Annotated in this window: 21 protein-coding genes, 1 tRNA gene and 1 other RNA gene; 14 read left to right on the top strand and 9 right to left on the bottom strand. The window is 38.1% G+C overall.

Going from position 1 to position 23214, the window contains the following annotated elements:
* Positions 1–98: 98 nt before the first annotated feature.
* Both ACFSQ3_RS10470 and lysA read left to right on the top strand, forming a co-directional pair.
* Positions 99–1412, top strand: coding sequence for an aspartate kinase (locus ACFSQ3_RS10470; RefSeq protein WP_380869495.1), 1314 nt, complete (start codon positions 99–101; stop codon positions 1410–1412).
* Positions 1413–1424: 12 nt separating this feature from the next.
* Complete coding sequence (gene lysA, locus ACFSQ3_RS10465; RefSeq protein WP_380869494.1) at positions 1425–2612, top strand: diaminopimelate decarboxylase; 1188 nt, start codon at positions 1425–1427, stop codon at positions 2610–2612.
* A gap of 88 nt (positions 2613–2700) precedes the next feature.
* On the opposite strand, the gene ACFSQ3_RS10460 is transcribed toward lysA, so the two are convergent.
* The gene (locus ACFSQ3_RS10460; protein ID WP_380869493.1) at positions 2701–3327 is read right to left on the bottom strand and encodes an NUDIX hydrolase; all 627 of its coding nucleotides are present in this window, start codon (positions 3325–3327) and stop codon (positions 2701–2703) included.
* On the opposite strand from ACFSQ3_RS10460, the gene pyrE reads away from it, so the two are divergent.
* The 3 genes from pyrE (at position 3326) to mnmE (ending at position 5948) form a co-directional block, all read left to right on the top strand.
* A complete protein-coding gene (gene pyrE, locus ACFSQ3_RS10455) occupies positions 3326–3967 on the top strand; it encodes an orotate phosphoribosyltransferase (protein WP_380869492.1) in 642 nt (213 codons plus the stop codon). The two genes, ACFSQ3_RS10460 and pyrE, sit on opposite strands and share 2 nt — an antisense overlap.
* 46 nt (positions 3968–4013) lie before the next feature.
* Positions 4014–4412, top strand: a complete 399-nt coding sequence (locus tag ACFSQ3_RS10450; RefSeq protein ID WP_380869491.1) for an SRPBCC family protein — start codon at positions 4014–4016, stop codon at positions 4410–4412.
* A gap of 117 nt (positions 4413–4529) precedes the next feature.
* Positions 4530–5948, top strand: a complete 1419-nt coding sequence (gene mnmE / locus ACFSQ3_RS10445; RefSeq protein ID WP_380869490.1) for a tRNA uridine-5-carboxymethylaminomethyl(34) synthesis GTPase MnmE — start codon at positions 4530–4532, stop codon at positions 5946–5948.
* A 518-nt stretch (positions 5949–6466) separates the two neighbouring features.
* Here mnmE and ACFSQ3_RS10440 read toward each other — a convergent pair.
* Positions 6467–6551: transfer RNA gene (locus tag ACFSQ3_RS10440), tRNA-Ser, on the bottom strand.
* 209 nt (positions 6552–6760) lie between these two features.
* Between ACFSQ3_RS10440 and ACFSQ3_RS10435 the strand changes: the two genes are divergently transcribed.
* The 7 genes from ACFSQ3_RS10435 (at position 6761) to ACFSQ3_RS10405 (ending at position 13548) form a co-directional block, all read left to right on the top strand.
* Complete coding sequence (locus ACFSQ3_RS10435; RefSeq protein ID WP_380869489.1) at positions 6761–7609, top strand: glycoside hydrolase family 25 protein; 849 nt, start codon at positions 6761–6763, stop codon at positions 7607–7609.
* Positions 7610–7644: 35 nt separating this feature from the next.
* On the top strand, positions 7645–8625 hold the full coding sequence (locus ACFSQ3_RS10430; protein ID WP_380869488.1) for a cation diffusion facilitator family transporter: 981 nt from the start codon (positions 7645–7647) through the stop codon (positions 8623–8625).
* A gap of 67 nt (positions 8626–8692) precedes the next feature.
* Positions 8693–9061, top strand: a transfer-messenger RNA (tmRNA) gene (gene ssrA / locus ACFSQ3_RS10425).
* A gap of 625 nt (positions 9062–9686) precedes the next feature.
* Positions 9687–10337: a S1 family peptidase gene (locus ACFSQ3_RS10420; protein ID WP_380869487.1), complete on the top strand. Its 651-nt coding sequence runs from the start codon at positions 9687–9689 to the stop codon at positions 10335–10337.
* On the top strand, positions 10337–10759 hold the full coding sequence (locus ACFSQ3_RS10415) for a hypothetical protein (protein WP_380869486.1): 423 nt from the start codon (positions 10337–10339) through the stop codon (positions 10757–10759). Before ACFSQ3_RS10420 ends, ACFSQ3_RS10415 begins: the two co-directional genes overlap by 1 nt.
* 170 nt (positions 10760–10929) lie before the next feature.
* Positions 10930–12882 carry an AAA family ATPase gene (locus tag ACFSQ3_RS10410; RefSeq protein WP_380869485.1) on the top strand — a complete coding sequence of 651 codons (1953 nt, stop codon included), beginning with the start codon at positions 10930–10932 and terminating at the stop codon, positions 12880–12882.
* 123 nt (positions 12883–13005) lie between these two features.
* The gene (locus tag ACFSQ3_RS10405) at positions 13006–13548 is read left to right on the top strand and encodes a hypothetical protein (RefSeq protein ID WP_380869484.1); all 543 of its coding nucleotides are present in this window, start codon (positions 13006–13008) and stop codon (positions 13546–13548) included.
* Positions 13549–13735: 187 nt separating this feature from the next.
* On the opposite strand, the gene ACFSQ3_RS10400 is transcribed toward ACFSQ3_RS10405, so the two are convergent.
* A complete protein-coding gene (locus tag ACFSQ3_RS10400; RefSeq protein WP_380869483.1) occupies positions 13736–13966 on the bottom strand; it encodes a helix-turn-helix domain-containing protein in 231 nt (76 codons plus the stop codon).
* A 72-nt stretch (positions 13967–14038) separates the two neighbouring features.
* On the opposite strand from ACFSQ3_RS10400, the gene ACFSQ3_RS10395 reads away from it, so the two are divergent.
* Positions 14039–14260, top strand: coding sequence for a hypothetical protein (locus ACFSQ3_RS10395; protein ID WP_380869482.1), 222 nt, complete (start codon positions 14039–14041; stop codon positions 14258–14260).
* 44 nt (positions 14261–14304) lie between these two features.
* Positions 14305–14814, top strand: a complete 510-nt coding sequence (locus ACFSQ3_RS10390; RefSeq protein WP_380869481.1) for a hypothetical protein — start codon at positions 14305–14307, stop codon at positions 14812–14814.
* A gap of 21 nt (positions 14815–14835) precedes the next feature.
* Here the strand turns inward: ACFSQ3_RS10390 and ACFSQ3_RS10385 are convergent, their stop codons facing one another.
* The 6 genes from ACFSQ3_RS10385 to ACFSQ3_RS10360 form a co-directional block, all read right to left on the bottom strand.
* Positions 14836–15495, bottom strand: coding sequence for a hypothetical protein (locus ACFSQ3_RS10385; RefSeq protein WP_380869480.1), 660 nt, complete (start codon positions 15493–15495; stop codon positions 14836–14838).
* Between the two features lie 11 nt (positions 15496–15506).
* Positions 15507–16211 carry a relaxase/mobilization nuclease domain-containing protein gene (locus ACFSQ3_RS10380; RefSeq protein ID WP_380869479.1) on the bottom strand — a complete coding sequence of 235 codons (705 nt, stop codon included), beginning with the start codon at positions 16209–16211 and terminating at the stop codon, positions 15507–15509.
* Positions 16212–16431: 220 nt separating this feature from the next.
* A complete protein-coding gene (locus ACFSQ3_RS10375; protein ID WP_380869478.1) occupies positions 16432–17511 on the bottom strand; it encodes a mechanosensitive ion channel family protein in 1080 nt (359 codons plus the stop codon).
* Positions 17512–17600: 89 nt separating this feature from the next.
* A complete protein-coding gene (locus ACFSQ3_RS10370) occupies positions 17601–20936 on the bottom strand; it encodes a DEAD/DEAH box helicase (RefSeq protein WP_380869477.1) in 3336 nt (1111 codons plus the stop codon).
* Positions 20937–20959: 23 nt separating this feature from the next.
* A complete protein-coding gene (locus ACFSQ3_RS10365) occupies positions 20960–21655 on the bottom strand; it encodes an ATP-binding cassette domain-containing protein (RefSeq protein WP_380869476.1) in 696 nt (231 codons plus the stop codon).
* A gap of 16 nt (positions 21656–21671) precedes the next feature.
* Positions 21672–23156, bottom strand: a complete 1485-nt coding sequence (locus tag ACFSQ3_RS10360) for a DUF5687 family protein (protein WP_380869475.1) — start codon at positions 23154–23156, stop codon at positions 21672–21674.
* Positions 23157–23214: the final 58 nt, after the last annotated feature.

Below are 23214 nucleotides of genomic sequence, written 5' to 3'. Positions count from 1 at the left end.
GACGCGTAAAATGCTATCTTCACGCGATTTTCCGAATACTTTGATCCTCATTATTGAAGTATTCGGAAATTTTATATTATCCATAACAGTATATTCTAATGAAAATTCTAAAATTCGGTGGCACTTCGGTAGGTAGTGCAGCGCGTATTCAGGGATTGCTCGAGATTGTAGCGCCTGAAGAACGTCAGATTGTAGTTTTGTCGGCCGTTTCCGGTACGACGAACGCATTGGTGGAAATTGCTCAAGCATTTGCGGGAGCGAAGACGGAAGAAGCCAAGACGCTGATAAAGAAACATAAGGATAAATACGAGGATTTGATTAAGGAGCTTTTCGCCACCGAGGAAGGCTACAAGAAGGGCAAGGAATTGATCGATCATCATTTCGAAAGCATTGCTTCGTTTGCTAGTGATCTATTCACTCCTTCGGAGGAAAAAATCATATTAGCACAAGGTGAATTGTTGTCCACCACGTTGTGGCATTATTACCTAACGGAATTGGGTATCTCGTCGGTGTTATTGCCAGCTTTGGACTTCATGAAAATTGATGAAGACAATGAGCCGATGGTGGATTTTACCTCGGAGAAATTGCAAGCGTTGTTGGCGCAACATCCGGATAATACCTTGTTTATTACACAAGGATTTATCTGTCGCAATGTATTTGGTGAGATTGATAACTTACGCCGCGGTGGGTCGGATTATACTGCTTCGTTGATTGGTTCTGCGATTCGCGCAGATGAAGTGCAGATTTGGACGGATATAGATGGTATGCACAACAACGATCCACGCGTCGTGCATGGTACGACGCCGATCCGTCATTTAAGTTTTGACGAGGCAGCGGAATTAGCTTATTTCGGAGCGAAAATTTTGCATCCGCAATCTGTTTTTCCGGCACAAAAATACAATGTTCCCGTTCGATTGTTGAACACCATGGATCCCAAAGCACCGGGAACATTAATTAGTAAAGAAGGAGCAGAGAAGGGTGTTATTCGTGCGGTAGCTGCTAAAGATGGCATCACGGCAATACATATTCATTCTTCGCGTATGTTGTTAGCATACGGTTTCCTGCGCAGAATTTTTGAAATTTTTGAACGCTACAAAACGCCAATCGATATGATTACAACCTCGGAAGTAGCCGTTTCATTGACCATTGATGATACGACCAATTTGGAGGATATCATTAAAGAAGTAGAAGATTTCGGAACCGTAGCGGTAGACCGCGAACAAACCATCGTTTGTGTGGTTGGCGACTTTAGTTCGAATGCGCATGGTTATGTAGGCCGCGTTTTAGAAGCGGTAAAACATCTTCCGGTCCGGATGGTATCTTACGGTGGTTCGGATTTTAACGTCTCCGTTTTGTTAGATTCGGCGCATAAGACTGAAGCATTACGTTCATTACATCATCGATTATTTTAAATTCCACGTTTGATGTCTTATTTTGATTCAACATTATTAACACAATTTGAAGGGCTAGAAACGCCTTTCTACTATTATAATTTAGATCTGTTGCAAGAAACACTTTCGGCAGCGAAAGCGGCAGCGGATAAACGAAATTTTCACGTTCATTACGCGCTGAAAGCGAACTTCAATCCACGTGTTTTGGAGATGGTGCAAGCGCAAGGTTTTGGTGCGGATTGCGTCAGCGGAAATGAGGTAAGCAAAGCAATTGAGGTAGGTTTTCCTGCATCGCAAATCACGTTTGCCGGAGTGGGCAAATCGGATAAGGAAATTCGTACGGCATTGAAGCATGAAATTTTTGCCTTCAATGTGGAATCCATCCAAGAAATGGAAATCATCGATGAGCTGGCTGGCGAAATCGGTATTCGTGCGAATGTTTCTCTTCGAATTAATCCAAATGTGGATGCTAAAACGCATCAATATATCACGACGGGATTGGATGAGAATAAATTTGGCTTGCCAAATTCGGAGTTGGAGCGCGCAGCGAGCGTTTTGCGGAATTGCAAAAACGTCGATTTAGTTGGGTTGCATTTTCATATTGGCTCGCAGATCACGGATATGAACGTGTTCAAAAGCCTTTGTGTAAAGGTAAACGAGTGGAAAAATTGGTTCGAAGAACGCGGTACGCAGATTCGTGTATTGAATGTTGGCGGCGGATTGGGCGTTGATTACTACGGTCCGGACGCAAATCCAATCGCTGATTTCGAAACGTATTTCGATATCTTCGATCGTTTCTTGGAGCGTACGCCAAATCAGGAAGTACATTTTGAGTTGGGAAGAGCCTTAGTAGCGCAATGCGGATCTTTGATCAGCAAAGTGCTTTATATCAAGAGCGGTGTAAAGAAAAACTTCTTGATTTTGGATGCCGGAATGACTGAGTTGATGCGTCCAATGCTATACCAAGCTTATCATAAAATTGAGAAAGTAGGGGCGAGCGCGGAAGCTGAAAAAGCAAATTACGACGTGGTGGGGCCGATTTGCGAATCGACCGATGCGTTTGGTAAGGAAGTTGCTCTTCCGGTCAGCAAGCGCGGCGATCTAATCGCTATACGTACTGCAGGAGCTTACGCGGAAGTGATGGCGTCTAGCTACAACCTTCGTGATGAGATCCGCTATTTCTACGCGCATCAAGGTCAACACGATTTGGTAGCACCTTAAGCATTTTAGCGGATCACATTTAACAAAAAGGTCGTTGAAATTTTATTATTTCATCGACCTTTTTGTTATCTAATATTCTGAAGCGATTTTAGCTATTTGCTTGTTGCAATAATCGCTTTGCAATATCCAGAATAAGTGGATATGTATTCTCTGCGATCTTTTCGAATCCTTCTCGGATATCAATCCATTCTGCCTGATCGATATCTTCCTCCAATTGAGGCGTCAGTTCTGGTGATTTATTAACGCCCATTTCGTACCAATTGGTTTGCTTCAATACCACTTTTCCGCGCATAGTATATGTATGGTAAGTGGTACAAAATTTTGCACCCAAGTAATCAACGTCCACACCGCATTCTTCTTCGACCTCGCGTTTTGCTGCAGAACGTACTTTCTCGTCTTCCTCCAGCTTGCCTTTTGGCAAATCCCATTTTCCCAAGCGATGAATAAATAAATATTCGCCGTGTCCATTTTTTACAACGCCACCTGCTGCTTTGATAATTTTGATATCGGCCACCACAGTTTTAAAAAGTTGATGAGGATCGGGTGTGATAGCCAGATAAGTTACGGAATCAATTGTATTAGCACTGGAGCGGAAAAGTTTTTCCAGATCAATATCTTGTAAACCAATCGTTTGAGGGTTGGGTAAGTTGGTCGGGACGAAATCTGCTAAAATTAGCAGGTTTTGGTTCACATAAATTTTATAAATTTGTGGCATGAATAACTACAATGAGGTTGAACAAAAAATTGCTGAATCGCTTCTGCAAATTAAAGCAATTAAATTACAACCTAAAAACCCTTTTACTTGGGCATCGGGTTGGAAATCGCCTATCTATTGTGACAATCGAATAGCACTATCTCATCCTTCGATTCGCACATACATCAGACAGAATCTATCGCAGCTAATTCAGGAAGAATACGGTACAGTAGATATGATTTCTGGCGTGGCAACTGCCGGTATCCCTCAAGGAGCATTGGTAGCACAGGATTTGGGATTGCCCTTTACGTATGTTCGTGGGAGTGCAAAAGGTCATGGTCGCCAAAATCTTATCGAAGGTGAAGTTGTTGGCGGACAGCGTGTTGTTGTTATTGAGGATTTAGTTTCTACTGGAAAAAGTAGTTTGGCCGCTGTACAAGCTTTGCGCGATGCAGAATGTAGCGTTGTGGGTTTGGTGTCTATTTTTACTTACGGATTCGACATCGCAGAGGAAAACTTTAAAGAAGCAAAATGTAAATTGCACAGTTTGTGTAACTATGATGCGTTGATACATGTTGCTTTGCAAAATGGATATATTTTAGAGTCTGACATCGAGATGCTAGAAGAATGGCGAAAAAATCCTGCAACTTGGGGTCAATAAATCTTTTAGCGAAATAGTTGTTCTACTATTAAAAATTCAATCGGACATGACGATTATTCAAAATTCCACTATCATCAATAAGCCAGTAGGCGACGTCTACACATTTCTTTCCGATTTAAACAATCACGAGCAGTTGATGCCGGATAATATTTATAATTGGTCGTCTACGGTAGATGAAGCACAATTCACGATAAAAAATATGGCTAAACTGGCTCTTAAAATTAGTCAGCGCGTGGAAAATAAGGAGTTGGTTTGCGTGCCATCAAGCGATGCTCCATTTGAAGTTTCCTTGCATTGGAAGATGGAAGAAGCTGCAGAAGGACAAACGAAAGCTACCTTTGTTATCGAAGCGCAACTAAACATGATGATGAAAATGATGGCTTCCGGTCCGTTACAAAAATTGGTTGATCATCAAGTAGCACGTCTGAAAGAAGTGCTTGGTTAAGATCGATCACTTGAACTATCATAAAATATAGAAGCTTGCCGATGTAATCGGCAAGCTTTCTTTTTAAGAGCGGATTCCATCGGCATTGTATTCACTTTATTTCCTTAATTTTGCCGCATGATATCAACCTCAGACCTCATATCCTCGGACACAATCGTGGCGTTAGCTACTTCCTCTGGAACGACGGGCGCAATTGCTGTAATTCGCCTGTCTGGTGATCGGGCCATTGATATTGCCAATGCCGTTTTCAAAGGGAAAGATTTGCTAAAGCAGGAAACACATACCTTACATTTCGGTACGATTCGAGATGAAGAAGTTATCGTCGATGAGGTATTGATATCATTGTTTAAAGGTCCAAATTCCTATACAAAAGAGCATGTAGTAGAGATATCGACGCATAACTCCAAATACATCATTGATCAAGTTATTAGCTTATTAATTCGTCATGGAGCGCGGGCTGCGAAAGCTGGCGAGTTTACCTTACGTGCTTTTTTAAATGGCGGATTGGATCTTTCTCAAGCGGAAGCAGTTGCTGATTTGATCGCGTCGGAGAATAAGGCTTCGCACGAGATCGCCATGAACCAAATGCGTGGCGGTATTAGCAGCGAGTTGCAAGGGATGCGGGAGCAGTTAATCAACTTTACCGCCTTATTGGAGCTAGAGCTTGATTTCGGTGAGGAAGATGTGGAATTTGCCGATCGTTCCGAATTTATGCAATTGAGCACTACTTTAAAAGCTCATTTGACAAAGCTAATTGCTTCTTTTGAGTATGGAAATGCTATTAAACATGGTGTTCCTGTTGCGATCATAGGTAAACCTAATGCTGGAAAATCGACGTTGTTGAACGCATTGTTGAACGAGGAGCGTGCTATAGTTAGCGATATTGCCGGTACCACTCGTGATACGATTGAGGAAGCGATCACCATCGAAGGTGTTACCTTTCGATTTATTGATACAGCCGGATTGCGTGATACAGATGACGCTATTGAAGCAATCGGCGTGGCGCGCGCAAAAGAAAAGGTTGCTGCAGCCAAGATTTTGCTTTATTTGTACGACGCGCAAAATAACACCGCTGACGAAGTAATCGAACAAGTTAAATCGTTCCGACGTGAAGGATTAACCGCTATTTTAGTTCGCAATAAGATTGATTTGGAAGGTGGGCATTTTCCGAATGAAATGGATGATCGTATACGAGAAGAACTTTTTGAACCGGGATATGTTGCTGAAATTATCGCCATTAGCGCAAAAGATGCTAACTCGGTAGCGGCGCTAACAAATTCCTTAGTTTTGCAAATCCGTGGCATGGTATCCGACGATCAACAAGTGATTACCAACATCCGCCATGTTGAAGCTTTGAAGCAAGCGCTGCAATCGATGGAGGATGTAGACCGTGGTTTTGACTTAGGGATCTCCGGCGATCTTTTGGCTTCTCATCTCCGCGATGCGCTTCGACACATCGGAACGATTACCGGACAGGTAGATGTCGATCGTGATATTCTAGGTACTATTTTCGGGAAGTTTTGTATCGGCAAGTAGTTGGGCATTACTGGATAAAACTATTTATTAGTAAATAAATATAAATCATTGAAAATGAAATGTTTTCAATGATTTATTGTTTGTAATGCATTACTTTTGAAACGATGCATTTCGAACGGTTTTGTAACTGGTTTGTATTTTTTGATTTCGCCACGTACAAGAACTCAGATAGGATCTCAAGTGAATTAACGCCGAAATGTTTTTTATTGTTCCATTACGGTTTTTCGTGATTTCCTCACTTCGCTTTTGATTATTTTGCAAGTGATTAAAAATAAATGTTGCCGTATGAATAAAAATAGGATTACAAGACATTTCAATCGAGATGTTCATCGATGCAACCTGTTCACTAACAGATCTTTGCAAATATTCTGGTGCGTCACTCTTTCTACTCCAATAACGCACCAGATAACACACCATTTTGATGCGAAATAATGCGTAATTCATGGCTTTGGTACCAATAAAAAATCCTGCAAATGTTTCATTTGCAGGATTTTATAGTATTTCAATATAATTATCTGCGGAGAGTGAGGGATTCGAACCCCCGGACCTGTGACAGTCAACAGTTTTCAAGACTGCCGCATTCGACCACTCTGCCAACTCTCCGCTGCAAAGGTAGAAAATTATGAATTAGCTCCAAAGCATATTTCTTATAGCCTTGAAAATGAATAGAATTATTTTTATATGGTTATTGCTAGCTAATAGCATGTCTGTAGTTGACATTATTAAATTGAATTCATTTCATCATTAACATCTATGGTAAATATCAGGATATACTTGTTGACCGTTTTGAATTTCATTAATTTCGAAACCTCATGGCAGTATCTCGGAAAGGAAAAAAGCGGTCGGTCGTTGCTACGCAACAGGAGCGAACGCCATATTTGATATGGAGTATTCTTATCCCGATTTTATTGTTGTTTGCATTTTCATTGTGGCATTACCGTACGGGAATTCAGTACTATGTGAAAGTATTGTTTCAAGACGAAGACGTTTCTATCGAGGTCAACAAGAAATACGATGCGAGAAATATTTTCCTGATGTCTAAACATGAAGAAAAAGCTTTTGGTATTGATGTCAGTCATTACCAAAGTCGGATACAATGGGATAGTATTAGTACGATCAACGATCGGTTTCCCTTGGATTTTGTGTTTGTCCGAGCAACCATGGGAGAGAGAAACGTAGATCGTGAGTTCGAAAACAATTGGAACGGGGCGCGCGGACGTTCAAAAATCAGGGGTGCTTATCATTACTATAGGCCGAATGAGAACTCCATTCGGCAAGCCGATAATTTTATTCGACGTGTCCGACTTAAAGCTGGTGATCTTCCTCCGGTGTTGGATATTGAGGAACTACCAAAAAGACAATCCTTGAGTGAATTGAAGAAAGGATTGAAACGTTGGTTAGACAGGGTAGAAAAACATTACAAGGTCAAGCCAATTCTTTACTCTGGTGACAGCTATTACACCGATTTTTTGCAGAAAGAATTTTCTGATTACGTACTATGGATCGCGAATTACAACTTTTGGATAGAATCTCCTAAAGAGCATTGGGATTTCTGGCAATTCTCCGAAAAAGGAACGGTAAATGGGATTTCAACGCCTGTGGATTTAAACATGTTTCAAGGCGATATTGAAGTGCTAGAATCATTGTGCATCCCATTCTAGAAATTTTGGCTAATTTTGCCAAAAATTAGAAGATAATGTCGAGAGAAAAGCGGTTGATCGTATTGTCGTTATTGACCGGTATCGGATTGATGCTGCTGAAATTTTTGGCGTATTTTCTGACTGATTCTAACGCCATTTTTTCTGATGCTGCCGAAAGTATCGTTAACGTCGTGGCATCGTCCTTTGCCCTATACAGTATCTATTTATCAGCCAGACCGAAAGATCAGAATCATCCGTATGGACATGGTAAGGTAGAATTTTTTTCCATATTCGTGGAGGGTGGATTGATTTTTATTGCAGGGTCAATTATTTTGATCAAAGCAATTTATGCCATTTTATATCCTTCAGAAATCAGCAATATCGAAGAAGGTTTGTGGTTAATCCTTTCCACTGCAATTATAAATTTTGGAGTAGGAGAGTACCTGAAGAGGAGAGGATCTCAACTTCGATCGCTAACTATTGAAGCGGATGGAAAACATCTGCAAATTGATGCGATAAGCTCAATTGGCCTGATTGCTGGATTATATTTAATGAAGGTAACGAAGATGTCTTGGATTGATACCGCATTATCTGCAGGGCTTGGCATTTACATTTTATGGAGTGGTTACAAGATGCTTAGAAAATCCATCAGTGGATTGATGGATGAATCGGATGAAGCCGTACTTCAGGAAGTGGTTGATGTACTTGGAAAAACGCGTAAACATGATTGGATTGATGTGCATAATATGCGGATACAACGCTATGGACGTGAACTGCATGTGGATTGCCACCTTACACTTCCTAAATATTATACGCTAACGAAAGTACACGATGTCATATCAGATTTCGAGGATAATTTGAATAATCAACTTGATATGTCGACGGAGCTTTTTATACACGCTGATCCATGTATGCCTGAATGTTGTCACTATTGTACGATGAAAGATTGTCCTATTCGAGCGGAAGAATTTAGCAAGCATATTGAGTGGACTTCGGAGAATTTGCCAAAGAACATGAAGCATTTTCGCGAAAACTAAGCATGAATTATTTCCGATAATTTTATTATCTTCGTAATCTCGTGATTATCGCGAACCAAATTATTTTGGGGTCGACCGGAATTGACAGGGTAGCGATGGTTATGTAAGCATGCAGTGCATTGTTAGTCTAGCACTATAATCTGAACTTTCAACTTTACAACTGGCGAAGAAAACTACGCCTTAGCTGCCTAAGTTAGACTTAGCATAGCTATTTGTCCCGTTAGATCCTGTTCTTTGGTTTAACATCAGGGGCATCGAACGATAGAACTGGTCAATGTGATGTTACTAAGCATTGATGAGAAACAGTAACTAAGGAGCATGATATAGGTAAGCGACTCACCTTTTATGTTCCCGACAATTAAAGAGAAGCTAAGCATGTAGAAAGCGTAAATCATACTATGTTTGGACGAGGGTTCGAATCCCTCCGGCTCCACAAAAAAACCTTTAAATCAATAATTTACAAGTTTTACACCCAAAATTACACCCGATAATTTTGGGTGTTTTTGTTTTTTTATTATTCTGGTTTTGCCTTGAAACGTGTTAGTAGAGGATAACGTTTAAAAGCTGTGGAGCGTGCTAAAAAAATAATTAGATATTATTGCCTCGAACTTATAGACATATGTACGATTCATTTCAAGCTTTAATGACTCTTATCATTGCTAAAGAAGTTTTCGATTATTGTGAGATAAAAACAACCATTGTCAAAATCTATCCGCTTAATAGCCCTGCCAAATATGCGGACAAAGTAGAATAAACAGGCTTAAAGCAATAATTCCATCAAGACAGTCTACTAAATTTTCTTAAACAAACATCGGAGTGGGAGTACCGAAGTCAGAAAATGTAAAAATATCAATTGTAATCTTCCCTTAGCTAGCTACTGACCTCTCCCCGAATTTAGGAGTGTTCTAAAGTAGAAAATTCTGCTAATTTAAGATCATATCGAACTAATATACTGAAAATTACTATTTTTATAAACTTGATTAGCGAAATGCACCGATAGAGAATAATTGACGAAATCGCGTTTCGTTGAAAAGGTAGTTAGGCAAAATTAAACTAAGACCATGAATTTATTTACACAAATAGTCGTTGTTGTTGGAAAGATAACACCAAATGGAGTCAGCATGTTAGGAACTGGCTTTATCATTTCAAATGATGGAAAAATTGTAACTACTAAGCATGTTGTAGGTTCTGACCCTTCAAATTTAGTTATTCTTGCTCCACACATTACTGACATTAATTCTTATCAAGATACATCTGACACTAGGTGCCAACCAATTCAAACTAATGTATTGGAAATGGATCCAATTAAGGATTTATGTGTTTTAAAAGCTGATATTACATTTTCAGGAACGTTACCTCAATTAGGCTCTTTTGATGAAGTTAATGTTGGAGAAAAAGTAGGCATTTTCGGATATCCGCATTGTGTTGCAGGAAGGAGAGTACTGACTTTTCAAGAAACAGAAATCGGAGCAAAAGTTTTGTTAGAATCTAATTCAATTAAATCAAAACATGCTGTGATAAATACACAGGCAAGACCAGGACAGTCGGGGGGAATTGTTTTCTCTCCTAAACTTGGAAAGGTAATTGGGATACTAGTTGGCGCGTATGCTCCTAACCAAGGAGGGGGAATCTCTCTTGGAGGTATCAACCCACAAGAATTACATCAAACAACTCACTGTATTTCTGCAGAATACATAAACGACATGTTGTAATGGAAGGTATACAAGATATAAGCTTAGAAGATTGGTTATCGGAATTAAAGGCATACCAAAAAAAATCAATTGAGCAGTTGGTAGATGAATTTGGAGAAGAAGAAGCTATGGGAAAATGGCTTTCTGCAAATGGACCTAAAGATAATGTACCATTTGGCGGCATTCAAACAAATGATAGTAAACCATTTCTAGACAAATTTAAAACTGAGTTTAAAAAGTTCGTTTGTAATCACCCTGACTATGAGGAAGAACGCGAAAAGCTTAATATAGAATCACCTATTTCTAAGGCAATTTGGATTTCAATAATATCTGCTGCTTTAGGAGCAACTTTGGGCTTTGCTGCCACCTTGTTGGCTCCTGTCGTTGCTATTATGCTATCAATAATTGGAAAGATGGGAATAAATGCTTTCTGTGAAAATTAAAAAAAACTGTGCCTAACAAGATGTTGCCAAAAGCGGGTCTGAACGGCTTCGATTGTACATTCGTGCAAGGTTCAACATTAGTAATTCTATTGAACTTTTGTGCTAAAAATTCCCGCCTTCGGCAATACCCAAAACGTTAGCAGAAATTATTAACCAAACTACTACTAAATATGAAATTAAAAAAGGTCATTGTACATAAGTACAAAAGTTTCGAAAGTGACCAAGAGTTTGAAGTACGAGATGACATTACTATTTTAGTTGGAATGAATGAATCAGGTAAAACTTCTGTACTTGAATCAATCGCAAAAACTAGATATTTCCAAGAAGATAAAAAATTCAAATTCAACGTTACTCACGATTATCCCAGACGTGAAAAGAAATCTATTGACAAATCAGGTGAGAATCCAAAAGCAATAACTTGTTATTATACAGTTGATTCAGAAACAGTAATTAAAATTGAAAAAGAATTTGGTATAGACGTTTTAAAGAATATTGATTTTTCAATAACTACCAAATATGATAATAAGAGAAATTTTTCTGGGGTTGATGCGGACTTATCTAAATTTCTTGAATTTATAACAAAAAAATTAAATTTTTATAGCAAAACAATAGTTGATAAACTATTAAAAGTAAAAAACAATGTAGACTTTGATAAACTAATTGCAGAGTATAAAGACGATACAATACTTACAAATTTAGAAACGTTAAGAAAATATTTTAAAAATAGCAATAATTGGAGTAACCCTATTGAAGAATATATTGCTAACAAAATTCTCTCACCAAATCTCCCTAAATTTTTGTATTACGATGAATATTATTCATTGCCATCAAGAATAATAATCGAAAACATGATTAAGGAAGATATTGATGTAGAAGAAATGAAAACTGCCAAAGCTTTACTAGAGTTGGCTGACTTAGATCCAGAAGAAATTCTTGAAGCTAAGGATTTTGAAGATTATATAGCGGAACTAGAAGCAACTGAAGCAATTATCAGTGACGAGCTATTTAAATATTGGTCTACAAATGATAACCTTTCAATTGAGTTTAAAATAGAAGCTAAAGAAGAAAAAGTTACTAGAAAGGCGAAAGACCATTACAATCACGAAGAAATTATTGAAGTAAATATTGTTGAACACATATTAGATATTCGTGTAAAAAATCAAAGAACTAGGGTGTCATTGCCACTAAAAAATCGAAGCAAAGGATTTAATTGGTTTTTTTCATTTTTAGTATGGTTCAAGAAAATACAAGAGGATAATAATTCAAAATATATTTTACTTTTAGATGAACCAGGATTAAATTTACATGCATCTGCTCAAAGTGATATGCTTAGATTTTTAGAAGATTTATCCGAAAATTACCAAATTATCTATACAACACATTCACCATTTTCAATTCCAACTGATAAACTCGAAAGAGTTAGAACTGTTTTAGAAACAGAGAAAGGATCAAGAATATCAGACAGTATACAAGAGAAAGATCCAAATACATTATTTCCTTTACAAGCAGCTTTGGGATATGATATAGCACAAAATCTCTTTATTGGCAAGAAAAATTTACTAATTGAAGGAGTTTCTGATTTAGTATTTTTAACTTCAATTTCATCTTTATTTGAACAAAATGGTAAAGAATATATAGACCAAGAAATAACATTAGTACCAACTGGTGGACTAGAAAAAGTCTCGACTTTTATCTCATTATTAAGGGGTAGTAAATTAGAAATTGCTTGTCTATTGGATTCTTTTACTGATCCAAAAGGTCGAGCAAAGTTTGAAAATATTATTAATCAAAAACTAATTCATAAAAATAAAGTTAGATTTTTTAACGAATATCTCATTGATTATTCACAAGCAGATATTGAAGATTTATTCAATAAAGAAGATTATCTAAAACTATTTAATAAAGCTTTTACTGAACATTCAGACATTAGTTTGACTGATTTGGATAGCAATTTAAAACCAACACTCTTACAAATCAATAAACATTTGGGAATTAAACGCTTCAATCATTACCAACCTGCATTGGAGTTATCGAAAGGTTGCTTGAAGTTTGAAGATCTGAGTTTAGACACAATTTCTAATTTTGAAAAACTATTTAATGATATAAATAAATTGCTAAAATAACTTCTGCTAATGGTCGTGCAATTTTGCGACGTAGCGCAGCTTGTATAGAAGATACGAAAGCGCAGCTATTTTGTGATACCAACTGACCGTTAGCTGCAAGGCTAACACAAAAAATCAACACATATGGTTGCAAGATTAATGCAAATCTTTATTGAGAGTAGTGAACAATTTGTCGCAAACGAAACGGATTTAATTTTGAGTGGCGTAAGCGAACGATGCCTTTGTGGTTCATTTATGCTAATCTTGCGAAGAATTATAGACACGACAGACTTTGCTCGATACTTTTCCGATATAGAGTACAACCGAAATTTTGACGGACAAATCAAGACAATTATTGATGACAATATGCAAGTTACTGATGTTACGTGTGACTTGATAATACATAGCCGTGGACAAGTAGCTGACTTGGATAATCTAATCGCAATTGAAATGAAAAGGGATACTCATCCTTTGACTGAAAAAAATAAAGACAGAATAAGGCTTAGAGCTTTGACCAAGCCAACAAATAACTCAGAAACGTATTCCGTGGACGGTAAAGTTCTACCTCAATACGTATGTGGATATAAATTAGGGGTGTTTTATGAAATAAGCATAACTCGTAGACAAATCAAAATCGAATATTATGTAAACGGATTCCCATATTCAAATTATACGAAAGACTTTTAAAGCCCAGCACATAACATCCTGTTTGTAAAACGCGGGGGCTTCTACGACATTGAAGTTCTAAATTCAAGCTTTCTACTACCAATGAAGTTAATTGCTGAAAAACCCCGCCTTTTGCAAAGCGGCAAACCGTTATGTGCATCGAAATACAGAAGAAGCGGTAAAAGCAGTTGGATTCTCTAACAAATTGCTAAGGTAGCAAGTCCTCGTATTCACATTCGAGGATTTGTTTTAGTTTGACAAGCATATTTAAGTTGTACTTAGCTCTGCCTTTAGAGCTTTCCACATGACCAATAAAGCCCGCTGATACATCTAAAAAATAAGCCAGCTCGGCTTGAGAGATTCCCTTTTTAGCTCTCAATTGCTTGACTCTTTCTATCAAATGAATTTCAACACCAGTTGCATGTGGCTTCCTTTCCATATATGCAATTAATGAAAGTTAAAATTCAAAAACACCGCTACATGTATCAGTAATATTTTCTATATTTATACGATGAGATGGATATTTTGGTTTTTTGTGGTGAATATAGTCAGCTTCTTCTCGTTGATGAAAGGGTTGATTGGTGATGGAAATATGTTCGTTGGTGCCTTCATCGCTTTTGCAGCTTGGGCTCTTTTTCTTCGAGCGATTTTCTTAAGCCTAGAGAAGAAGAGAAAGATGAAAAATAGAGACCAGATGATAGACGAATATTTGAGACAGCAGTTGAGGAAATAATTTCTTCAAAAATATATTTAATCAGAAATATTAATCAAAATAAAATGTCATTAATAAGAACGGTATACATGGGAATTGGAGGATCGGGAGGATACATCATCAAGCATCACAATTACTTTTTTAGTGACAAGCGATATTTTTATTTGGATAGAATTGTAGATCTACAACATTTTAGTGATGAGCTGAATGAGTTAGAGAGAAATATCTACGACAAACAAAATTTGTCGACTTACTTCCGTAAAGAAAATCGCTATGAACTTTTTCTTGGACTCGGTGGGAAAACTGGTTCTAGTTGCATTATAGAAATACTTGATTTTCTCAATTCAAACGGGATATATTACAAATGTTATTGTTTTTACCCATACAGTTTTGAACCCAACACGCGAATATCCGTTGCGGATAAAACTTTGGTAAAACTAAAGCAATATCAAGGAGTCACTGTTCTTTATATGGATGAAATAAAAAAGAGATATATGAATTTAAATTTGGCATCTGTCTTTTCTATTCCGAATGAAGTTTTAGTAAAGAATTACCTAAAGAATGATTCGGTCTAAAGCTTGACCGAATCATTCATACTATTTGTTGTCCAAATTTTTGATATCTAATCTTTTCCTTTCAATTGAATGAAGTAATCGTTGTTCTTCTTCGCGCTTCATAACGACTTCTTCAAAACGTTCACTATTCTCACTGAATAGTGAATCGACGCCAGACACAAATTCGGGCATTTCTAAAGCCATTAGGCGGTAGCGAATTTCGTATGATCGCTTCTCGACAAGCTGTTTCTTTTGCTCCCAAAATTGACCTAGCCCGAAAGAGATAGCTGTTGCCATGAGGCTGAATATTAATATTAGCGGAAGGGATTTGTAATCTAATGTGTGTTTTTTTACGAGGAGTGTTTCCTTGGGAATACTGCCTACTGATTGTAAAAGAGAAGATTGGGTTGAGTTTAATTTTGAAACAGCGGTGTCGACAATTTGTTCAATATTTGTTCCCACTTTTTGGTATTGTTCGATTGTCAAGAAATATGGTTCTAAAGCATTCAAAAGCTTTTCTTGTTGAATTTCTCTTTCAAGAATCAGTTCTTGAAGTTTATTCAAGCCTTTGACGAGGTTTTGGTTTAACTCTGTTGTATCTTGATTCGATTCATGTATCATTGGGGCGATCTTGACAAGGTCACGTACTAATGCATCTACCGATGTTTCTATTTGCAGTAATTTTTCTTTTATCTGTTCCATTTCTTTACTTTTTATATTTTACGTTTACGTTTTCTTTTCGCGGCATCGTCAACTGTCACTGGATTTATCGAGCCACCGAGGCTAAGTAATCCGTGAAATGATTGTTGCAGAAATCCCGATTGCTTAGGTTCGTATCCTGTATCAATTTCTTTTTCATCCGTATTTACAGCAGATGATACCGCAGTGTCAAAGGATTGTTCAATCTTTGAAAAAGAAAATTCTCTTCCGATTTCACTCCCTTTAAATTTAAAACCGTCCTTCGCAAAAGACACCCCCTGAATTTCTTTGGAATCACCCTTAAATTTAAATTCTACACTTATTCCTTTTGAATTGAGATAGTGGGTCAAATCTTTCCAGCCATTTCCAGCATTACTGCTCCTAGTACCTTGTTGCAAATAATAACGGATCTCTTTTTTCACTTGATAGTATTTGTTTTTACTATCCGTGTAAGGTGATTGTTCCCTGCCTTTGGTAAATCCATATTTGATATTAATCTCCCTGACAGCTTTTAATGAACGTATTTTCGAGTAGTCTTCATTTATTTTGAGATTATCATAACCATTCTTTGAAAAAACGAGATGACAGTGAGGATGCTTTTTATCTTCATGTCGGACAACAATTAGTGCTGTATTCTTTATTTTCATTTTGTTCAAATAATCTTGTGCGATGAGACTCATCATGTTGTCGGACAGTCTGCCATCCAGATCCTCCTCCACAAGAATACTTGTAAATCAATAATGTACAAGTGATCGCCCAAAATTACATTTATTAATTTTGGGCGATTTTGTTTTAATTAGTCGTTTTCCACCACTTTTATATCAAAAACTTTAATACAAGAAGCCATCAAAGAATCTCGTCGTCAGGCGCTTTGCCTGTCTATCGGGTTTCTTCTAAAACGGATAGCATGAAGCTACATCTCTTTACAACTTAGAAACTTCACGCTTTTATATCTCCGGAACTGAAAGTCACTCGTGTCTGGCTAAGCGCCATTGGGAAGTTTTCGTTGATGTATGCAATCATGTTTTCACGGACGTAACAACGTAAATCGAACGCTTGGCCCGAGTTTCGGCAACTCATCAAACAGCGAATCTCCATCGTTTTCTCTTTAAAATCAGTTACCTGCAGCACATTCACTTTCCCATCCCATAGCACATTGCTTTCCAATAGTTCCGTAAGTTTTTGGCGAAGTTTATCTACTGGGATAGTGAAATCGACTTGTAAAAATACAGTACCTAAGATTTCGGCAGTATTTCTAGTCCAATTTTGAAATGGCTTTTCAATGAAGTAGTTGATGGGGAGCACAAGCCTTCGTTTATCCCAAATGTTGACAACGACGTAGGTAAGGTTAATTTCTTCCACTTTTCCCCATTCGCCTTCTACGATCAGCACATCATCCATACGAATAGGTTGTGTGAAGGCGATTTGCAATCCTGCTAATAAATTTCCTAAAGACTTTTGGGCGGCAAAACCGATAATAATACCACCAACGCCTACACCGGTTAGTAATCCAGCCCCAATCTTACGCATATTCTCAAAACTAAGGAGTACGATTGCTACGGTTATGATAACGATGAGCGTAATCAATAATTTGCGAATGAAAACAATCTGCGTACGTATTTTACGTTCTCGTAAATTATTCTCTTTATTAATATCAAAACGATGGTACAAATAATCCTCGAATATTCGGATTAATCGCATAACGACAACGGCAAATGCTAAAGTGATCAAGATCTCCGTCGCTTTTTCAACATACAAAAACGTTTTTGCGTTGAAACGTGTGACTGGTAAAAGTGCATTAAATATTAGGAGAGGAATAAATATCGCGGCAATTTTACTAAGGTGTCGAATGATTGATCTTATCATGGAATAGGATGTTCCGTATTTTCCTTGCTGTCGCACGATCGGCACCAAGATAGATCGAATAATTATTCCGACAATAAATGAAAATAGAATAATGAGTGTGTTCCAAGTCCAAGATGGCATTTTGTATGCCCACGCTGTTAAATCGATTGCCATATCGTTTTCTAAAAGATTGGTCTGACGATATAACAGATTATTGAATGGCTGGTTTTTTTTTGAGATGTTGGAAAGTGTTTTTTTGCTAATTATTGAAATAACGATAGTAAATTGGACTTAGTCAAAGGCAATTTACCTGAAACTCCAGACTGTGTTACCAAAGCTGAAGCAAGATCACGTTTTTTCTGTTGCAAGTCCATCATTTTCTGTTCTACAGTATTCATTGCGATGAAACGAACTGCAAAAACATGCTTTTCTTGACCTATTCTATAGCTTCGATCAATCGCTTGGTTTTCGACTGCGGGATTCCACCACGGATCCATTAAAAAGACATAATCAGCAGCCGTTAAATTAAGTCCGACACCGCCAGCTTTTAAACTAACTAAGAAAACACGCACATCGTCGCGCTCTTGGAAATTCGAGACAGCAGACTCTCTATTTTTAGTTCGTCCGGTCAGCAATGAATAAACAATTTGGCGAGCTTTCAATCGCTCTTCAATCAGTTGCAACATCTCGACAAACTGCGAAAAAATCAACACTTTATGTTCTCCAACGATATCATTCAACTTTTCCATCATCGCATCTAACTTCGCGGAAATATCGCTTGAATAGCCAGCTTTTAATAGTACAGGTGCGTTGGCAATTTGACGTAAACGCGTTAAACCTGCAAGAACATTCATGCTATCCTTTTCAAATTCATCTTCATCCAGTTCCTCTACATAGTTGCGGATTTCAGCTTCATAAGTATCATAAATAGCACGTTGCTTTTCGCCTAGTTCACAATAGATCAGCATTTCTGTTTTCTCTGGAAGTTCTTCAATCACTTGCTTTTTGGTTCTTCGTAGTATAAAAGGCGAAGTGTATCTACGCAAGGTTTCCATGCGTTTATCATTGGAAAATCGGTCGATAGGTGTGGCATAGGTATCTCGAAAGTACGTTGTGTTTCCTAAAAGTCCGGGACTGGCAAATGCTAATTGACTGTATAAATCGTAGGTATTGTTTTCAATCGGCGTTCCAGTTAATGTAAATCGGTTTCTGCTTGTTAATTGTAATGCCGATTTATGCCGAATAGAAGATGGATTTTTGATTGCTTGCGCTTCGTCTAGTACAATCGTGTCGAATCGAAATTTCTTCAGCTTAGGGAGGTCTGATACCATCACACCGTAGGTGGTTAATAAAATATCCTGATCATCCCAATCTTTCTGATGTAGATTGCGGCCGCTTTCATAATACGTATGTACGCGCAAAGAAGGAGCGAAGCGCGCCAATTCTTGCTGCCAATTAAATAATAGAGAAGTGGGGACTACAATGAGCGCGGTCGCATTCCTGCCTTCGGATCGCTGCAACACAAAGAGCGCAATGATCTGTAAGGTTTTTCCCAAACCCATATCATCAGCCAAACATCCACCAAAATTCAGTTTATCCAAGTGATATAGCCAACGTAATCCTTGGAGTTGGTACGGGCGTAAGTCGGCTTTAAGCGCGGTTAACTGATTACTATATATTGACGCGTCGCTATTTTGGAATGTTTCTGCAAATGATTTGATTTCCTCATCAACATCTGGCTCAAGGTGGATATTTTCTAATTCCGACAACTCTGTAAATCGTACTTTTGGAATATGTACGCTATCGGCAACCAAATCACCTAGCGAAAATAGTTTCGTTAAACGTTCAAGCCAAACTTCTGGTAAGACACCCTGACTACCGTCGTCAAGTTGCACAAAACGACTTTTATTTTTGATCGATCGATAAAGTTGCTTTGCAGATACCTGTTGATCACCGTAAGAAACATCTAATTCTGCATTAAACCAATCGGTTCCGCTTAATACCTTAATGTCGATTTTCGGAGCGAAAAGATTTCGTTTTTCCGGCTGTAGGTTTTGTACACCTAAAAGTTTTATGTGTTCCAACTTGAGGTTTTCGAAAGCAACAAGAAACCAATTGTTTTCCAAAAATCGATCTTTATGCAAATAGAAAAAATCGCGATCATGTACTTGTTCCGTGAAATTTGGATGTTGCCGAGTAATTAAGGATTTAAATTGATCTTCAGCCAGCCAATTGCGTTGCACATGGAAAATATTTCCATTGGCATCTACATTTTTCAGTTGCTTGCGGCTAGCCAATTGCACTTCGGCGTTGCCATAGCGCATAGCGGGAGTAAGGTATATAAATTCACCACGTTGCGATAAGTAAAGTAGTTTCTCCGTATTATTATCGACGGCTAGCTGTTCTTCGGGTTCGGCTTTACGAACGGACGAATAATGAATTTCCACCAAGTTTTCTAGCGGTTCCAACACGCTATGTTCGAAAGATTGGTATTTGCTTTCATGGATCAATAGGCGGTCGGGACTTTTACGAAAATAGGCGATCAACGAAAGCAATTCTGAGTCGGCAATGAGTTCTAGTTCATTTTCTTTCTGCAAAAAATAGCGATGGCGAATGGGGATGTTTTTGATTGGAATCATTTGTCCTCGCCAACGAATCACCGCAACTATTTCGTAAAATGGTTGTCGCCTGAACACTTCAATTACCAAAACCAGATCAGCAATCTGCATCTGTAAAGGCTTGATTGATTTTGCTGTTATATTGTCCGATATTTCCCTGTCATGAAAATAGAACGGAATTTTTGATGGATTTCGATGAATTGCCAGAAGTGCCTGTAAATCGCTATCCATTTCACGTTCCTCGTAGGCATCAGCGAACTGCGCCAACGCAGCATAAAATTTTACAATGGCAGCATCATGGCCTTTCCAAAGTTGCATGGCAATATTTCGAGATTGGAACGGCGCTTTTGGTTTACCCAATTGTGTCATTCCCGCCTCGATAATCTCGAATTTTATGTTCCCGTAAAATCGATGTGTTGACATCAGCAAAATGGTAGTTAGGTTTGCCGTAGGTAGATTTGCCTGATTGATAGCCGCCGGCATTGGAATTCCGCTTGCGTTTGGGTTCGCTTCGTTTACCGCCAAAATCTGTTTGTTTCGTGCCAAAACAATAATTTCTTCCTGATGATATTGGATGTCGAAATAAGTGTCCAAGTCATGCTCATTTTGCAGGCCAAATGGCTTGGCATATGGTTGAATTATTTGGCGGCGTAATATGGGGTCGAAAAATGCGCGTAAGCTCCTTCGTTGTAAAACGGCTTGCAAACAGGCAAATTCCCATTTTGATAATTTTGAATCGGCTATAGTAAACGATGGCGATATTAAAATATCCGTATGAGATTGTTGTATGCGAATGTGGGCTTCAAACTCGGTTGGCAGCTCAAATACAACTTGATTAAGTTGTACGCTGGAAACACGTAGCTGCCGAATCTCAATGGCAGTTGGCTGTTCCTTGAGTTGATAGTGCGACAAAATATCCAATTCGCTGATGCTGCAAATTTGATGATCTGATATCGTGTACGAATGATCAGTTGACCTCACTTATTTGTTTATTTACTAGCTATTTACGCGGAGAAAAATGCTTCCAGTTCGATCAGTGTTTTGGGTGAGGTTTCCATATCTTTTACCAACTGGCCTTTTTGTAGCGCAATAATCCGGCTAGATACGTCCACCGTATGTAAAATGTCGTGACTAGAAATGAGTAAGGTCTTTGTTCCGTCAGCACTCAAATCACGAATTACCTGTTTTAATCGAATTTGCGTACTCGGATCTAGATTCGCAAACGGTTCGTCCCAAATAATCAATTCTGGGTTTCCAATCAATGTAGCGATTATACCTACCTTCTTCTGATTTCCTTTGGACATATCACGGATGTACGTATTTTTTTTCAAAATTTCTCCATTGAAAAAAGAAGTGTACTTTTCCAGCAGCTGATCAACCTCCTCTTTTTTGACACCGCGAAGATTGCCGACGAAATAGAAATATTCCTCCGGGAAAAGATATCCAATAATAAAATTTTCGTCCAAATAGGATCCAGTCCATGATTTCCACTCGTGCGATTCTGTAGCTAACATATCTTTGTGATAAACAGCTCCGGAAGATGCTGGAATTAAATCTAAAATCAAGCTAAACAAAGTCGTTTTTCCAGCGCCGTTATTACCAACAAGACCAATGCAATCGCCCTTGCGAATCTCGAGATGGTCGATATAAAGCACATCTTTACCGGCGTAGGTTTTTCGTAATTCCCGAATTTTAATCATTATGCTAATTTAATTATTAACTGGATACCTGTTTAAATCCTTCGATCATGATATGCCTACGCAAAAGATATCTATTGGATAATGATTGGATCATCCAAGGATTAAATGCAATACCGATAATACCAACAAAACCTAAAGCGATGGATGCAATAGTCGGCGTGAACATTGTCTTGAAAATAAACCAAAAAATGGTTGGCACAATCAGCGCAGGTAAAGCGACAAAAAACTGAGATGCACCCATGCCTTGATAATTAAATAGCTGTGATTGGTCTAACTCCAAGCGCTTCTTATTAAAGCTTCCGAAATATAACATCATCGGTATATTTACACCCACGTTGAAAAGCATGGTAGCCAAATTCGTCCAAAGCACATCTATTTGACTGACATAAACATACGGAAGGCAAAGAATACTTGCTAAAATTATACTGATTGATAGCAGTATATATTTTGCTTTTAGATAGTTGCTAAATGAAAACGGCTGCGTATGAAAGATCGGGTAATACGCGCTATCCCAAGCCGGGATAAGCTGCCCAAAACTAATCGCAAACGCGCCGGACATAAACGTGCTGGCAAATATCGTCATCGTTAAAGAAGGTTGATTAACATCCTTATAGAAAATCACGCCGTAGAACAAAGCGATTACCGATGTAATCAACATGGATTTACTCCGTTTGTTGCGCCAAATCAATCGTAAATCCAGTTGTAGAAATGGAGCAGTTTTTCCAAATACGGAAAGTAAATTATTATCAAGCGATACTTCTTGCTGTCTTTTAGCGCTTGATTTTTTATCGATATACAGTTGTTTATGCAGATTTTGATATAAGGCCACATAACTTGCTATAATAAACGAAATAGGGACGAGAAGCCAAATCGGCGATTGCAACAACTGATCAAATAATAATCCGAAACACGAAGAGACAGGAAGTATGTTTACATAATCTAAGCCAGCTATTGCCAGAACCCCGATCAAAACTCCAACAGTCCATTTCCAAGTTTGCGTTAGTTTTTGTTGAATGAGGAAATTCAAATAATGTACAGCGGTGGACGTCAAAATGATTCCCGCCAGCCAGGCGGAAATTCCAAACCAGCTGAAGTCTTGTTCTTTAACACAGGCTGCCGCAAAAGGCACGAACAAAATTGGTGTCAACAAATTATAGTACGAAAAAAAACTCTTCGTCAGGATGTAATGCGAAATTGCTGTTCTACGTACAGGCAGTATCAGTAAGGGCTTGCTGTTCAATATGGGCAATTGTTGCATCATAAAGCGAATCGTCATTTCCGTCAAATACCAATATAATAGATATTGATTCAACGTTTTTATAGGAAGGTTGCTATCTGATTGTTCTTCCAATAGATCGTACAAAGCAGCTCCGGCAGTCCATAAGCTGGACAAGATCATCAGACCAACAAATCCCATCAAAATTTTCAATGTTAAGCTTTGCCCGAAGTGCTTCGCACGAAAAAAACTTTTCCATTCTAAAATGATGATCTGCAAGAACATAAATTAAATTTAATTTTTTAAGCGTCCGTTGGTTGTCGAAGATAAGTAAAATTGGGAA

It is taken from the genome of Sphingobacterium corticis (assembly GCF_042684745.1).
GTDB lineage: Bacteria > Bacteroidota > Bacteroidia > Sphingobacteriales > Sphingobacteriaceae > Sphingobacterium > Sphingobacterium corticis.
Note: the sequence above shows the minus strand (reverse complement) of the source record. Positions and strands in the feature narration are given on the sequence as shown.